This is a genomic window from Arthrobacter crystallopoietes (assembly GCF_002849715.1).
Taxonomy (GTDB): Bacteria; Actinomycetota; Actinomycetes; order Actinomycetales; family Micrococcaceae; genus Crystallibacter; species Crystallibacter crystallopoietes.
This window is the reverse complement of the sequence record NZ_CP018863.1, coordinates 3,109,694-3,123,841: the sequence shown is the minus strand read 5'-3', so window position 1 is coordinate 3,123,841 and position 14,148 is coordinate 3,109,694. Positions and strand designations below refer to the sequence as shown.

12 protein-coding genes are annotated in these 14,148 nt (G+C 62.7%); 6 read left to right on the top strand and 6 right to left on the bottom strand.

Going from position 1 to position 14,148, the window contains the following annotated elements:
* Positions 1-136: 136 nt before the first annotated feature.
* The gene (locus AC20117_RS14625; RefSeq protein WP_101632607.1) at positions 137-1,732 is read left to right on the top strand and encodes a tyrosine-protein kinase domain-containing protein; all 1,596 of its coding nucleotides are present in this window, start codon (positions 137-139) and stop codon (positions 1,730-1,732) included.
* Between the two features lie 303 nt (positions 1,733-2,035).
* Here AC20117_RS14625 and AC20117_RS14620 read toward each other — a convergent pair whose 3' ends face one another.
* The 3 genes from AC20117_RS14620 to AC20117_RS14610 form a co-directional block, all read right to left on the bottom strand.
* The gene (locus AC20117_RS14620) at positions 2,036-3,361 is read right to left on the bottom strand and encodes a sugar transferase (RefSeq protein WP_236777317.1); all 1,326 of its coding nucleotides are present in this window, start codon (positions 3,359-3,361) and stop codon (positions 2,036-2,038) included.
* Positions 3,362-3,665: 304 nt separating this feature from the next.
* Positions 3,666-4,268 carry an arsenate reductase/protein-tyrosine-phosphatase family protein gene (locus AC20117_RS14615; RefSeq protein ID WP_074699113.1) on the bottom strand — a complete coding sequence of 201 codons (603 nt, stop codon included), beginning with the start codon at positions 4,266-4,268 and terminating at the stop codon, positions 3,666-3,668.
* Between the two features lie 32 nt (positions 4,269-4,300).
* Positions 4,301-4,777, bottom strand: coding sequence for a hypothetical protein (locus tag AC20117_RS14610; RefSeq protein ID WP_074699114.1), 477 nt, complete (start codon positions 4,775-4,777; stop codon positions 4,301-4,303).
* A 175-nt stretch (positions 4,778-4,952) separates the two neighbouring features.
* On the opposite strand from AC20117_RS14610, the gene AC20117_RS14605 reads away from it, so the two are divergent.
* Together AC20117_RS14605 and AC20117_RS14600 are read left to right on the top strand one after the other, a co-directional pair.
* Entirely contained in the window at positions 4,953-5,810 is an 858-nt protein-coding gene (locus AC20117_RS14605; protein WP_158300468.1) for a glycosyl hydrolase family 28-related protein, read from the top strand.
* Positions 5,714-6,757, top strand: coding sequence for a hypothetical protein (locus tag AC20117_RS14600; protein WP_139186722.1), 1,044 nt, complete (start codon positions 5,714-5,716; stop codon positions 6,755-6,757). The genes AC20117_RS14605 and AC20117_RS14600 overlap by 97 nt, the downstream gene beginning before the upstream one ends.
* On the opposite strand, the gene AC20117_RS24085 is transcribed toward AC20117_RS14600, so the two are convergent.
* A complete protein-coding gene (locus AC20117_RS24085; RefSeq protein WP_335644172.1) occupies positions 6,742-6,897 on the bottom strand; it encodes an acyltransferase in 156 nt (51 codons plus the stop codon). The two genes, AC20117_RS14600 and AC20117_RS24085, sit on opposite strands and share 16 nt — an antisense overlap.
* Before the next feature lie 550 nt (positions 6,898-7,447).
* Between AC20117_RS24085 and AC20117_RS14590 the strand changes: the two genes are divergently transcribed.
* Positions 7,448-8,629 carry a carboxylate-amine ligase gene (locus tag AC20117_RS14590; protein ID WP_074699117.1) on the top strand — a complete coding sequence of 394 codons (1,182 nt, stop codon included), beginning with the start codon at positions 7,448-7,450 and terminating at the stop codon, positions 8,627-8,629.
* Positions 8,630-8,871: 242 nt separating this feature from the next.
* Here the strand turns inward: AC20117_RS14590 and AC20117_RS14585 are convergent, their stop codons facing one another.
* A complete protein-coding gene (locus tag AC20117_RS14585; protein WP_074699118.1) occupies positions 8,872-9,084 on the bottom strand; it encodes a hypothetical protein in 213 nt (70 codons plus the stop codon).
* Positions 9,085-9,223: 139 nt separating this feature from the next.
* Entirely contained in the window at positions 9,224-12,247 is a 3,024-nt protein-coding gene (locus AC20117_RS14580; protein WP_074699119.1) for a DUF11 domain-containing protein, read from the bottom strand.
* Positions 12,248-12,772: 525 nt separating this feature from the next.
* On the opposite strand from AC20117_RS14580, the gene AC20117_RS14575 reads away from it, so the two are divergent.
* Together AC20117_RS14575 and AC20117_RS14570 are read left to right on the top strand one after the other, a co-directional pair.
* Positions 12,773-12,949: a CsbD family protein gene (locus AC20117_RS14575; protein ID WP_074699120.1), complete on the top strand. Its 177-nt coding sequence runs from the start codon at positions 12,773-12,775 to the stop codon at positions 12,947-12,949.
* 342 nt (positions 12,950-13,291) lie between these two features.
* Positions 13,292-14,131 (top strand): glucose 1-dehydrogenase, encoded by an 840-nt coding sequence (locus tag AC20117_RS14570; RefSeq protein ID WP_074699121.1) that lies wholly within the window; start codon positions 13,292-13,294, stop codon positions 14,129-14,131.
* Positions 14,132-14,148: the final 17 nt, after the last annotated feature.

The window sequence follows — 14,148 nt, the reverse complement described above, 5'->3', positions numbered from 1 at the left end:
GGGCGGCCCGTGAGTGAAATCTTTAACTCGAATGAGCTTAGGCGGCACCTCGTTACGTTCCGTTCATGTAACCTGCGTTAGACTTTAGGCTGACTTGGGGCCAGATGACCGCCATTGGAAGGACTGCAAGAGTCTCGTGGAATTGAACCAAACCGAAGAGCAGCCGCAAGGGCTAGAACTCCGGGACTATCTTAGGGTCCTGCACACATACTGGCGCGGCATCATCGCCATTACGCTTTTGGTAACCCTGCTGGCCTTCGGCTGGACGTTCCTGCAGAAACCTGTTTACGAGGCTCAGTCCATGGGTCTGGTGACGGCCGGCGCGGGTGAAGACATCAATCAGACTTTGGCCGGCGACAACCTCGCCAAGTCAAAGGCGACGAGTTACGCCAGTGTTGCCACTACGCGTCCTGTCGCCCAAGCCGTCATCGACGAATTAGGCCTCGACACGACACCGGCGCAGCTCATCGAGCGTATCGAAGTCGAAACTCCTTTGGACACCGCGGAGCTCCGCATCACGGCGTCTTCCGAAGACCCGGCTGACGCGCGCAACCTGGCCGACGCTTGGGTCACGGCATTGATGAACCAGGTCGAAGAAATCGAGACTTCCGGCACCGGCGCAGAGCAAGCTGCTGTGCAGATCGTCGCGCTGGCAGATGCGGCCCTCCCGACCTCGCCTGTCTCACCCAACGTCAAACTCACCTTAGCCATCGGGGCCGTTATTGGTCTGATGCTCGGCCTTGCCTATGCACTGATTCGCAACCACTTGGATCGGCGAATCCGTTCGGCGGAAATGATTGAGAAGCAGTTTGGCGTCCCCGTCATCGGAACTATTCCTGTGGATAAGCGGATGCTGGACCGCCGCAAGGTTGTCGAGACCGGAACCGTTGAGTTCCAGAGTGACCGAGCAAGCCACGCAATGTCAGAGGCCCTGCGTGAACTTCGTACGAACCTTAGTTTTGTCGATGTGGACAATCCCCCAAGGATCATCGTTGTCACCAGCTCGATGCCAGGCGAAGGCAAGTCAACTGTCACGGCTAACCTTGCGGTTACGATCGCGGCCTCCGGTAAGCGGGTAGTAGTTGTTGATGGCGATCTGCGGAGGCCGGTTGTAACCAGCATGTTCGACTTGGTTCCTGGTGCCGGCGTCACAGATGTGCTTAGCGGTCAAGCGGACCTCGAAGACGTACTGCAGGTATGGGGCCAAGTTCCAAATCTTGCCGTCCTCGGCGCGGGCCGAGTGCCTCCGAATCCCAGTGAACTACTTGGCTCCCACGCCATGGCAGACATGCTTGAGCAGCTCGCGGCGCACGCTACGGTCCTGATCGATGCTCCCCCGCTCCTGCCCGTCACCGACGCCGCGATTCTGTCCAAGGTGGCAGACGGCGCAATGGTGGTCCTCAACGCGGGCAAGACGACGGTGGACGCCTTCGACAAGGCGCTGGGTAACCTGGCCCGGGTCGATGCCCACGTGCTCGGCGCTATTCTCAACCGTGTGCCTACACAGGGGGCAGATGCGGCACAGTACGGCTACTACGGCCAGTACTATCAGCAGGACGAAGAAGAGCCCACGCAGAAGGGCGGCCGCCGGAAGCAGAAGCAGCCGCGCCGCGCTCCCGCGCCGGCCTCCGCACCGGTGGCAAACTTCGATTCGGGCTCAGAAGAGGAATTTACCGCTCTGCTGAGCGGTGAACCGCTCCCGGCGCGTCGCACGCCTCAATCGCGTCGCTAGTTCTTCTCGTTCCAGCGTTCCTAGCGCGAACTTCGGCCCTGGTATCTGTTTGATACCAGGGGCGAAATGTTTTCGGCTTAGCCCATATGCAATGCGGTCTTCTCGCCAGTCGCAGCCTACCTCCGCGGCTGAGCAGAGGCACGGCAGGCAGTCCACCAACAGCGGCAGACTGCTCGGTCGTCGCATGCGGGCGAGATAAAAGGACCCCGGCTTCTCTAACTAAGTCACAGAAGCCGGGGTCCTGTTCGCTACCTATCGCCCGGAAGGTGACGCGCGTGCATAAGCAAGGCGCCGCCGTCGTTCTTAGTAAGCGCCATCCTTGGCGACAACGGCCTTAATGGTCCGCATAATGATGGTCAGGTCCCCGGCCAAGGACCAGTTCTCCACGTAGTAAAGGTCGAGGCGTACGCTCTCCTCCCAGGAGAGGTCCGAGCGGCCGCTGACTTGCCACAGACCAGTAATGCCGGGACGTACAAGAAGTCGACGGTGGGTGTGCTGCTCATATACAGCAACTTCCCGCTCCAATGGCGGACGCGGGCCGACCAGGCTCATGTCGCCAATCAGGACGTTCCAGAGTTGGGGTACTTCATCGAGGGAGTACTTGCGGATAAAAGCACCGACGCGGGTTACCCGCGGGTCACGCTTCATCTTGAACAGCGTGCCGTTGCCCTCGTTCTGCTCCGCCAGTTCCTTCAGCCGTGCCTCGGCGTCAACAACCATGGACCGGAACTTCATCATGTGGAACCGGCTGCCCTGGATGCCTACGCGCTCCTGACGGAAAAACACCGGGCCCGGATTGTCGAGCTTGATCGCGATGGCGATGGCGAGCATGACGGGTGAAAGAACGATAAGGCCGAAGGCCGAAGCAACGACATCGAGGGACCGCTTCCAGGTGAACTTGGCGCCGTCGTACTGTGGCATCTCGACATTCATCAACGGCAGGCCCTCGACCGGCCGCCAATGGATTCGCGGACCAGCAACGTCGACCAGCTTGCTGGCGACAACGAGGGATGTGTTGGTTCCCTCGAGCTCCCAGCTCAGTTCCTTGAGGTAACGCTGGCCGTTCTGTGCTGTGCCGGCCACTATAACAGTGTCGAAATTATGGTCCTTGACCGCCTGAACGACGGACTCCGGAGAGCTGATGACTGGAATGCTGTGGCCTGTGGAAAGCGTGACCTGAGATTCCTCAGTTCCTCGAATGGCGGCACCGAGCAGCCGATAGCCCGTCTGCGGGGACTTAAAGATCTTGTCGCCCACGAAAGTAACGTCCGAGACCGAGCCAACGATGATAGCGCGGTCTGTGTAGTTTCCCTTGGAGCGCTGCCGGCCCAGCCACAGGCGCCAAGCATGCCGGGATAGGAGGAGCAGACCGAGTCCTACAGGCAGGGCGATGGCGAGGTAACCTCGCGCGACGTCGTATTTCAACAGCATGGCGGCGATGGCGAAGGCGCCGAATGTCCCGATGGTGGCGTTGATGACCCGACGGTACTCGTCATTCCCGACGCCGAGGACAGGAAGAGCGCGGCTTTGGGTAATCATGAGCGCGACGAGCCACATGAGCCCGAGGACGACAGAAACCATTGCATAGGTCTGTGCGGCACCGGCGAGCTGGAGTTCCTGATCTGTCACACCGAACCGCAGAAGCTGGGCGAGGAACAGAGAAGCCGCTACGACAACTGTGTCGGTCAGAACCAGTCTGTTCTTGAGGGATCTCCCCCAGCTTCGGTCCTGCCCAGCAGTACCTGCAGACATTGGTGACGGGGCCGGCAATGAACCGACCGTTTTCTGTTCTGGTTCCACGGTGCGAATGTGTTCCCTGATGTCGTGACTCGGTTCCTCGACGGTTATACCCATTAAATTGAAGCTCCCCCTACGATGCCTGCCTTTCCCCGACAGGCCATTCCCGTATGAAGTATACGGGCGATCAAAGGGTTTATCTAAGGTCGGGAGTAATCCTCGCTTCAAACGCGACCAATTTGTCCAGAGCAGGCACGAGGTCCTTCACCATCTGCTGATAAACGGAGTCATCGCGGCGGTACGGATCCACGATTTCGTCTTCGTTTTGGTCTGCGGCGCGGGCCTGGTAGCGCTTGAGCGCGGCAAGATGAGGAAGCCGCTTCCACCGGTATTCGACTTCTTCGTCCGATGTCCCGCCGGGGATCTCCGCATCCGGGTCCGCTTCGAGGGCGTCGATCATGCGGGCAAGTTCACGAACGGTGAAGGTCCGCTTGAGCAGGCGCGGCATCAGGTTGAGGATCCGGTCCCGGTGTTCGATGCTCATGGCCAGCACCAGATCGACGTCTGCCAGATGAGATTCTTGGAGTTGTGTGGCGGTAAAACCTTCAGAAGATCCTCCGAGGACATGAAGCAGGCCAGCTGCACGGGTGTCCATAGGTGAATTGACTAGGGCTTGAATACCGGCACTGCGGACGTCGAAGACGCCGGGGCGGACTTGGTCCAGTTTTTGCTGCAGCAACCGCTCCGCCATTGGAGAGCGGCAGACGTTCCCAGTGCAGATGGTTAGAATGCGGATCATTCCAGCACTCTAGCGGCTGGCTCCGCCTGCGGTCATACCGAGTCGCTGGGCGCCTTGATGTTTGCTTGGGCGAGAGCACGATCAACCCAGTCCAGGTTCCGCGACTTTTCGCGCAGCAGCAGGTAGCGGGCAGTCATCAGGAACGCGCCGCCGAGCGGTAGGGCGATCAGGAAGAGTCCCAGTGCGACGTCGATCTCTACGAGCAGTACCCAGGCGGCGAAGAAGGCGTAGGCCCAGAAAGTAGCTTTGACTGCACTCCAGCACTCAGCCATTACCCGGCGTGGAAACAGGATGTCGCTCCGGTAGGTAAGGACGAGTGCACAGAACCAGGCGAAGCCGAGCACGAAGGCTGCCCAATCGGAGCTCGCCTCCGCTCCCACTCCCGATGCCGGCACGAGGAACAGGCCGACACAGATTGAGAGAGTAATGGCAACGGCATCGGATATCCGCACAACTGACCCGGCGCTAAGGTGCCGGCGGACAGACTTGGTGATGGAAACAGTAACCATGTGCACACCGGACCTTTCTGGATGGTGACGAGACGCTCCATTTCTAGCAACGCGGGGTTGGCGAAACCTTGGGCTTCGCTGAGCCTTAAGGAGCATGCAACGAGCCGGCGCAACGCTTTCGCACTTTCGGTCGAGATATGGCCCCATCCCCGTTATCGCCAAAAATCGAGCGAGGGTGACGGTTCTCGGAGAGATTCAAGCTGCACTTATTGCCACAATTGCGGACGAGGCTACGACCATCAAACCGGGTGGAACGATCATCGACGCGGTATCCAACGGCGTGGATAACACCGGGGCAACGGATGCGTGGGCTGCAATTGCTGCCCTGGCGGCATCCGCAACAGCCGGCGACATTGTTTACCTTCGCCCAGGAACTTACAGCATCACCTCTTCCGGTCGCGTCGAGCTGCCCGCTGGGGTAACACTGCGCGGCGCCGGCAAGGCGACCAAGATTCTCCGTAAGAACTGGACGCTCAGCAGCATCATCCGAGGCAAGGGCGTCTACACGCCAACGCCTACCACCACACTCACCGCTGATGCTGTGCGCGGGGCTAAAACTCTTACCGTGGCATCAACCACTGGCATCAAAGCTGGCGACCACTTCATCCTTGGCGTGGACCGGCTATTCACGCCAACATCCGTGGCGAACGCAGGCGAGTATGTGCGCGTGATGACAGTGAATAGCGCCACGCAGATCACACTGCACGGTGCCGTAAGAGATAACTACGCGGTCGCCGCTGAGGCATCACTCCGCAAAGTCGTCATGCACGAAGGTGGCGGCGTGGAGTCGATGCTGTTTGCCGACTCAGAGCCGGGGCAGCACTCGGCGGGAAACGTGGAGTTCAAGCACGCAAAGAACATCACCCACCGCGATGTCCACTCGGATGGTTGCGGTGGGCACAAGCTTATTACTTCGATAGCGTCATTGACAGCCATGTGGAATCATGCTCAACCGCGAACCAGCCCGACAATACGGGTATCGGCCTCGTCGGGTACGGCGTCAACGTCTTCGGCCCCTGCGAGAACATCGTAATCTCTGGCTTCATCGCCAGGAAGGGCAGGCACGCCTTCACCACAACCGGCGGCCCCGGCCTATACGGTGTGCCCCGCGCACTCAAGGTCATCGGCGGCGCAGCAACCGAGATGACCGCCGCACCGTGGGACACTCATCCTGAGGGTGAAGGCATCGAGTTCGTGGACTGCACCGCGCACAACTGTCGGCACGCAGGCTTCCAGCTGCGCGCCCCTGACTGCCGCATCACAGGCGGCGAAGTCTCGCATGCAGGGTCGCACGTATGGGTAATAGGCGACGCTCACCGGCTGGTCATAGACGGCCTGCTGATCCAGCGCATCACCGACACCGGCAGCGGGTCCATGGGGCACGGTATCCGGATCGCAGCAGGCAGCGCCGTCGCGGACGTGGTCATCAAGAACCCCATAATCAGGGAAACATACTACGCCCCAATCGTCTTCACTAAGAGCGATGCCGCACTGGGTGACAACCCGCCAGTGCGAACCGTCATCGACGGCGTGATCGCCGTCGATGTGGCAACCTCGGATATCTACCGCGGGCTGGTAACGGTCTTGGATGGAGTGAACCCCACACAGCTGACGGTTCTCCGATCCACCATCATCAACGCGACGACCAAAGGCAAGGCTCGTTCCTTGTTCTTCAAGGACGGGGCGACCCCGCACTCCGGCATCACGTTCGTGCACTGTTACACCAGGGGCATAACCCAGACCGCGCTCTTCGTCGGTGCCGCTTCGCCTATTGTGGTTCGCAACTGCCGTCGTCTGGATTATGCAGACGTACAGCAGGTCGGTTCGGGTATTTCCGTTCTCACCAAGGCGGGTCCGCTCGCAGACGCGGACTTCCCGTCTGGTGCCGTGGATGGAACCATCGGCGGCGTTGACACCACGAACCACCGGCTCTACATCAGGTCCGGCGGCATCTGGCGTTACGCTCAACTCACCGCGTAGGACTTGACGGGCTTGGCTGGGTTCCCGGCGTAGAGCGTATGCGGCTCACAGTCCTTGGTGACTACGGCCCCGGCAGCGATTATTGCGCCGGGGCCAATGGTCACACCGGGCAGGATGGTGGCGCGTGCACCAATCCACACGCCGTCACCAACGAATGATAGGTGCGCCGCCAGCCGGGCCAGCCCGACGATCAGAGGGGCCTATCTCATGGGTGCTGGTGCAGAACATGACTTGCATCCCAATGTCACACCGCTGGCCCAGCGTGATGGGCGCGGACGTATCGAAGAACACCCCGTAATTGATTGTCGAGTGTAAGCCGATAGTCACGTCCGTGCCACCAAACCAGCAATCAGGGGAAACGGTACAGGCTCCCTCAATGTTCATGCCCAAGGTGCGCAACGCACGCCAGCGGACACGGCGCGGCAACAGGTCAGTGCTGCACAAACGATTAAGTGATATGTCGCGGTAAAGCCGTTTCATCCCCATAACGGGAGAGTCTAACAGCCGCAATAGAACCGGAACAGTTGAGTAGTCGCGAACACTTACCGGATCTAGCAATCAACGAACTCGAATTCTGTTTCTAAAATCGATACGGACAGCAACAAGAATGCAAGCCTTGTCGCGGTCGTGTAGGACTCCTAGTGTTGAAATTCCAGGCACGAACCATCCAATGACAGAACGGCCGGTTGCATGCGCAGTTTCGGAGTCGAAGAAGAGCTGCTGTTAGTTGACCCCATCAGGGGACATGTGATTCCCCGCGCCAGCTCACTCATGTACCGCTATCGCTGGCAGCAGCCGCAAACGGCGCAAAACCTTCCTGCGGGTCCCTCCTCTACGGCATTTACCGGTCCCCTGCTGGCAACGGAATTCCAGCAGGAGCAGATTGAAGTCATCAGCAGGCCGCACAGCTCCCTGAAAGAGCTCAGCGCTGATATCAGGGCTGGGAGAGCGCTGGCCGACGCGTGTGCCAGGGAGGTTGGCGCACGGACGGTTGCCTTGGCCACCTCGCCCCTGCCAGCGGTTCCGCACGCTGCACCGGATGCTCGTGTCAGCACGATGACCGCCCGTTATGGACTGACGGCCAGGGAGCAGCTGACCTGCGGCTGCCACGTCCACGTCGGCGTGGACTCGGACGAGGAAGGTGTGGCGGTTCTGGACCGCATCCGAATCTGGCTGCCCGTCCTGGCAGCACTGGGCAGCAACTCGCCGTTCTCGCAGGGAGTCGACACCGGCTACGCCAGTTTCCGAGGACAGGCATGGTCACGGTGGCCGTTAACCGGCCCGTTGGAGATCTTGGGCTCGGCGGCTGCCTACCACCGATTGATCGAGCATATCTTGGCGACCGGCGTCGTACTCGATAAAGCGATGCTCTACTTCGACGCCCGCGTGTCCAGTAAATATCCGACGGTCGAAATCCGCGTCAGCGACGTCTGTCTGGACGCGGACGACACGGTGTTGATCGCGGCCCTCGCCCGTGCACTGGTGGAGGCCGCCGTCCGGGGCTGGCAGTCGGGCAAGGCTCCGGAACCTGTACCCGTTGCCATCCTGCGGCTGGCGGCGTGGCAGGCGAGCAGATGGGGAACCGAAGGCGATCTGCTGCACCCCGTAACGGGTATGCCCTGCAAGGCGGCCTACGTTGTCGGCTTGCTTCTCGAGCACGTCGGCGAGGCCCTCACGGATTACGGAGATGACGCCCAAGTGCAGCAGCTGTACGGACAGTTGCTTCACAGGGGAACCGGAGCACGGCAGCAGCGCGATGCGCTGGAGCGGACCGGTTCGCTGGAGGGCGTTGTTGCCGAAGCCGTCCGCCGGACCCATCCCCAGAACTTTGGCATTATCCATAGCGCAACCGGGCGAAAGGGAACATCATGACCAGGCATCACCACAAGGAGCAAACCTCAGCAGTGAACGAGGAGCTGGCCGCGGCTGTACCCGTGAAACGGAGGCACGTCACGGTGGACCTGGTGCTGGGCGGGTTGGCGGGAGCAGCCGGAGGGGAAGGATGTTGCACACTTGCTGGCCCAGAACTGAAACCGTGCTCAGGCTTTTCGACCGGGCACGGAAGCCGTAGCTATCCGGTTTCAGTTGCTGGCACGCTGCTTCCGGACGGAAGGCTACTCGCCGTTGTTGTCCCGGGCCGCCACTTCAAGTTCCACCAAGGACTGCCGCAGCAAGGTTTCCGGGTTTGCCTCACCCGCCCCCGCGTTGCACTCCCGGAAGACTTCCTCCTGCAACTGCTGCGCCAGCAGATCCAACTCCTCGCGGGAAAGAGTTTCCAGATGCGAGGGGAAGGCTTCCTTCGGCGAAAGGTAGGGCTTGTCTAACATTCGTGCTCCTTATGCTCGATGCGTCCCCGGAGTGCCGCGTGCGAGGGTGAATCCACCCTACGCCACTGCTCGTCCTGCTGCCTAGCACCAAGGTTGCGGGAAGGTGAGCAACAGGTAAATTGCCTGCTCCCGGACGAGTTCAGGGGCGTTTGCGGGCTGCGAAGAGTACTGCGCCGTACGCGCCGATCAGGAGCATCGCCGCGGCGATGGCGGAGAAGGTACCTGTATCGGACAGAGCGAACGCGGGATCCAGCTGTAGGAGCTGCGGACGAAGCACGCCCTCCGCTGCCACTAGCTGCGCCTCGGTCTCCGAGTCTCCGGGGCTGGCCGGCTGCTGGTCCTCGTTTGGCTCGCCGCCGAGCGGCGGAACGGGCAGGAAGCGGGCTTCTGCCCGTTCGGCATTCCGAGGGCTGACTTCCGGTTCGCCTTCCTTCGGCGCTGCCGGGATAGCGGACTCCCCGACGGGCGCCGGGATGCAGATGCTGCCGCCGCCCTCTCCGTCAAGCTGCACGGTGTTCCGCAGGCCGGTTCCCGATGCGGCGTCGGCCACGCAGTCCAGTTGCTCGGCCGGGACCCTCGGATCCAGCTTGATGCGGACGTTGACCAGGTAGAGGTGGCTGTCCAGCAGTTCCAGGCTGCGGTCGGTGGCGAGCACAGCGGCAGGATCCGCTTCGGGATCAGGCCATTCGCCGCCGTCGGGTGTTCCCAAAAGCATCCATCGCGCGTTCAAAATGTCCACGCCGGCGCCGAAGTCCAGCGTGTCGGTCAGGTTATAGGTGGCACCGGCAACCACGGACGGATTCTCCACGGACACCTCGTACACCACGTCCCAGACGCCCTCCCCGGCGCCGGTGACCTTGACCGGCTCGCGGGCGGACTTGGTGACATTCAGGGCCGGGGCTTCCCAGCTGCTGACGATGGAGCAGACTATGCTCTGCCCGTAGGAAGGGACCACGATGGTCCCGTCCTGGTGCAGGGTGCCGCTGCCGCTGTCCAGTTCGCAGGACCACTCGCTGGCGAGGAACTCCGTGCCGCCAATGAAGCCGGCCGTTTCGGAAAGGTCATAGGCGGTGCCGGCGGCCACGCTGCCGGCAATACCGGTGGCACCGGCGACGGCAGCTGCTTCGCCACCGGCCGGGGTGGCGGAGAGCTTCCAGTCATCCGGGCTGATGCCGACCGGCGGCTGCGGGCCGACGGCCTTGATCAGGGTGAGCTGCTGCTGGCAGTCGATGGTGTTGGTGACGGCGACCTCGTTGCCGACCATCAGCTTGGTGATCTTGCCGAGGCCGTCCGAGTCAGCCACGGCGCAGCCGGCCGGCAGCGTGAGGTTGGCACCGAGCGCAAGGCGTGTGCCGGCGTCGTACTCATACACGGTGCCCCACTTGCCCGGGGCCGGCTCTCCCCCGCCGTCCGGCAGGACCAGCTCGGCCGCGAATCCATCGGGCTGGCTGCCGCCGGCGTACACGGTGCCATTGATGTTCCAGCTGTTGGTCGCTTTGAGGGTCACGGGCAGCGGCTGGCAGGCCTCGGCGCTGAGCCCGTTCAGCTGCACGGAGCTGGTCAGCCCGGTGCCCCTGCCGCTGTCGATCCGGCAGTCCAGGTGGGCGGCGCGGGTACCGGCGGGCACGCCAACCACGGCGTGCACGCTGTAGGTGTGGACAGTGCTGCCGTCCGGGCTATGGCCGATCACCGTGCCGGCCGGGGCGAGGACGGTGGTCCGGTTGGCATCGGGGCTGTCCCAGGAGCCCGACGCCGGGGCGCCGCCGGTGCGGGTCCAGGTGGCGGACTTGATGGTGACGCCGGGACCGAAGCCGAGCGTGTCCGAGAGGCTGTAAGTGTTGTCCGAGCTGCGGGAAGTGTTGGTGACGGTGATGTCGTAGCCGATGCTCCAGCTGCCGGCAGCGCCCGGAACCGGGACCGGGGTGCCCGCGGTCTTCAGCAGCTGCAGGTCACCTTCCTGGTTGGCGCAGTCCAGGGCGTTGGAGATGGTGAAGGAGTTGACGCCTGCCTTGAGCGGGACGGTGGTGCCGCCGTCCGGGAGGGCCTTGCCGGCGAGCGAGCGGGAGAGCAGCCGGCACTGCTGGCCGGGCGAGAAGCCCTCTTTGATGGTGACGCTGCCGCCGTCCTCGAAGCCGATAGCCGGGACGCCGAACTGCGCGCCGTTGGTGGCGGCCGGGGCCAGCATCAGGTGGGCGCTGACACCGAGGCTGGTGACTTCCTCGTGGCTGGCGGAGCGGCCGTTGACCTGCCAGTCCACATTGACCAGTACGTCCGCGTTCTTGATGCCGTCATTGTCATCGTCATCGTCGCGGGGCTCGGGCTCTTCGAGGCTGTTGCCGTTGGCGTCCTGCTTGGGCGTGGGCGCGCCTTCGATGACGGTGACGTTCGGGGCGACCGCGACGGGCTCTCCTGCACCATCCGGGGTGCCGGGGGTCTCCGGGGTGGCTTCGCCGCCGGTGTTGTCCGGGGTCTCCTCGTTGCCTTCACCGGTGTCCGCGGGCGGGGCCTCGGTTTCCGTGGGCGTGCCCGGGTCGATCTCGTCGACGGGCGGCGGGACGGGAATGTCGACGTTGCCGCCGTCCGTGGGAGGCGGGGGCGTGGTGGTTCCGCCGGTGGCCGGCGGGTCAACCGTTGCCGGCGGCTCCACCGAGGTGGGCGGCGGGCTGACAACCGGCGGCGTGGTGGTGGCAGGCGGCGTGGTCGGGACGACCTCTTCCGGCGTCGTCGTTGTTGGTGGTGGCGTGGCCGGATCCGCGGGAGGCTGCGTGGTGCCTGCCGGAGCCGGGTCCGGCGCGGGCGTCGTTGTTTCCGCCGGAGCCGTTGTGTCCGGAGCGGTGGGCGAGGTCTGCGGCGTGGGCGATGGTGAGATGCCGGAGAGCTCCGGCGCCTGCGTGCTCAGCTCGCGGGTGGTGGAATCGTCCGTGGGTTCCTTGACCGTCCTGGCGGCTCCGTTATCATCGGCCGGAGCTGTTGCCGTAGCGGTGGCGGTGGGTGATGGCGTTGGCGTGGCCATTGCGGCGGCGGGCCAGCCGAGCACGAGCATGGCGAACATGACTGCCGTGGCCAGGGCTGTTCGCGTTGTCGTCAGCGCGGTCTGCCGGCCGGATTTCGCCCGGACACTGCCGCGGCTCCTGGCTGCTACGCGCCGGCGGTGCCGGGGCACAGCGGAACTGGACCTCTCACCTCCGGTTCCCCGGAGAGGGAAATACCTCATGAACTCCCCCAAGCGGTTGTACGCAGTCACACCGGGCGGCTTCGCTGCCTCCCGGTTCCGACGTCAAACCTCTACCTCACATGCCCTGCGGAACCGCAGGGTACGGTGCGTTGGTCCTCCCCCATGAAGGGCCGCGGCGGATGGTGATGCGGTACGGTGCGCGTTCCCGCATCACGCCAACTGGTGCCGCCCCGAGCACCGCGTGCGAGTGTCCTGCTCCCCAGCAGGACTCTTTCCAATACGTCCAAGCTACCAATCGCTGCTTGTAAAAACCATAGTCGTTACCCGACTGTGCCGCATAAGCACGCGGAAAAACGGGTTATACGATGCGTTTAACGCAAGGTTGCGGCGGCCGGGTCAACAACGATTCAAAGTTCCAGCGCTGGCGGACGATGGAGATAGTAAGTAGGGTTAGGAATGTCCGGTCTGCCGGGTGATACACCGGCAGCAACCATCGACCGTAGGAGAAACACCATGGGTTTGGATGACAAGATCGGCAACGCCGCAGAGCGTGCAGGCGGCAAGGCCAAGGAAGCAGCCGGAAACGCCACCGACGACGAGAGCCTGCGGGCCGAGGGCCAGACGGACCAGTCCAAGGCAGACCTCAAGGACGCCGGCGAGAAGGTCAAGGACGCTTTCAAGAAAGACTGACTGAATCACTACTCAATTGGGTGCGGCCACCACGTGGCCGCACCCTCTTTGCGTTTTCACCTGGCAGCTGATCCGCCCTCCCCCAAGAAGGGCGGATCAGCTTAGTTCTGCGCTTTCCGGCTGATATTGACTACTTTGACGGTTCGACCTCAAGGAACGCGCCGGGCTTCGCGAAGCTTCGGCTCAAAGTTTGCTCAAGGTTGGGACCGTGCTCAAGATTGGCTCAAGCCCGGGCGCAACGGCTTGCCAGCGCCAAAGGCGACGTCCGCCGTCGTGCCTCTTGTAAGTCTGCTTACTATTGTCGGACAGCAACCCGATCAAGCATTCCAATAGGAGGCCGACATGAACCAGCCCAAGCAGCAGCAGGAAGTACCCGGGATCCAGTCCGAGATGACGCCGGTGCCCGACTGCGGCGAAGAGAGCTACCGCGGCATGGACAAGCTCAAGGGCAAGGCCGCGGTCATCACCGGCGGCGACAGCGGGATTGGCCGGGCCGTAGCCATCGCGTTCGCCCGCGAAGGCGCCGATGTGCTGATCTCCTACCTGAGCGAGGACGAGGACGCCCGCGACACGGCCCGGCTGGTGGAGGAGGCCGGCCGGAAAGCAGTCCTGGTGCGCGGCGACCTGGATACCGCGGAGCACTGCCGGAAGATCGTCGACACGGCCGTGCAGGAGTTCGGCAAGATCGACATTCTGGTCAACAATGCCGCCTACCAGATGACGCACGAGACGATCGAGGAGATCAGCGACGAGGAGTGGGAGCACACCTTCAAGGTGAACATCAATGCGATGTTTTACCTGGTCAAGGCGGCACTCCCCCACATGGCGCCGGGCTCCTCGATCATCGGTAGTTCCTCAGTGAACTCGGATATGCCGAACCCCACGCTGGCGCCCTATGCCGCCACCAAGGCGGCAATTGCCAACTTCTCCGCGAGCCTGGCGCAGCTGCTGGGCGAGAAGGGCATCCGGGTTAACAGCGTTGCCCCGGGTCCGATCTGGACTCCGCTGATCCCGTCGACCATGCCGCCGGAGAAAGTCGAATCCTTCGGGAGCAACACTCCGCTGGGCCGGGCCGGACAGCCCGCCGAACTGGCGCCGACCTACGTACTGCTGGCATCCGAGGACGGAAGCTATATCTCCGGCGCCCGGATTGCGGTCACCGGCGGCCGACCAATTCTGTAGCAAACCAAAAAAGAGAC

What these genes read in the sequence shown, in the direction of transcription:
- AC20117_RS14585 (WP_074699118.1), bottom strand. Translation starts at nt 9,084, where the DNA reads ATGTTAGACAAGCCCTACCTTTCGCCGAAGGAAGCCTTCCCCTCGCAT.
- AC20117_RS14615 (WP_074699113.1), bottom strand. Translation starts at nt 4,268, where the DNA reads ATGATCCGCATTCTAACCATCTGCACTGGGAACGTCTGCCGCTCTCCA.
- AC20117_RS14570 (WP_074699121.1), top strand. Translation starts at nt 13,292, where the DNA reads ATGAACCAGCCCAAGCAGCAGCAGGAAGTACCCGGGATCCAGTCCGAG.
- AC20117_RS14590 (WP_074699117.1), top strand. Translation starts at nt 7,448, where the DNA reads ATGCGCAGTTTCGGAGTCGAAGAAGAGCTGCTGTTAGTTGACCCCATC.
- AC20117_RS14575 (WP_074699120.1), top strand. Translation starts at nt 12,773, where the DNA reads ATGGGTTTGGATGACAAGATCGGCAACGCCGCAGAGCGTGCAGGCGGC.
- AC20117_RS14610 (WP_074699114.1), bottom strand. Translation starts at nt 4,777, where the DNA reads ATGGTTACTGTTTCCATCACCAAGTCTGTCCGCCGGCACCTTAGCGCC.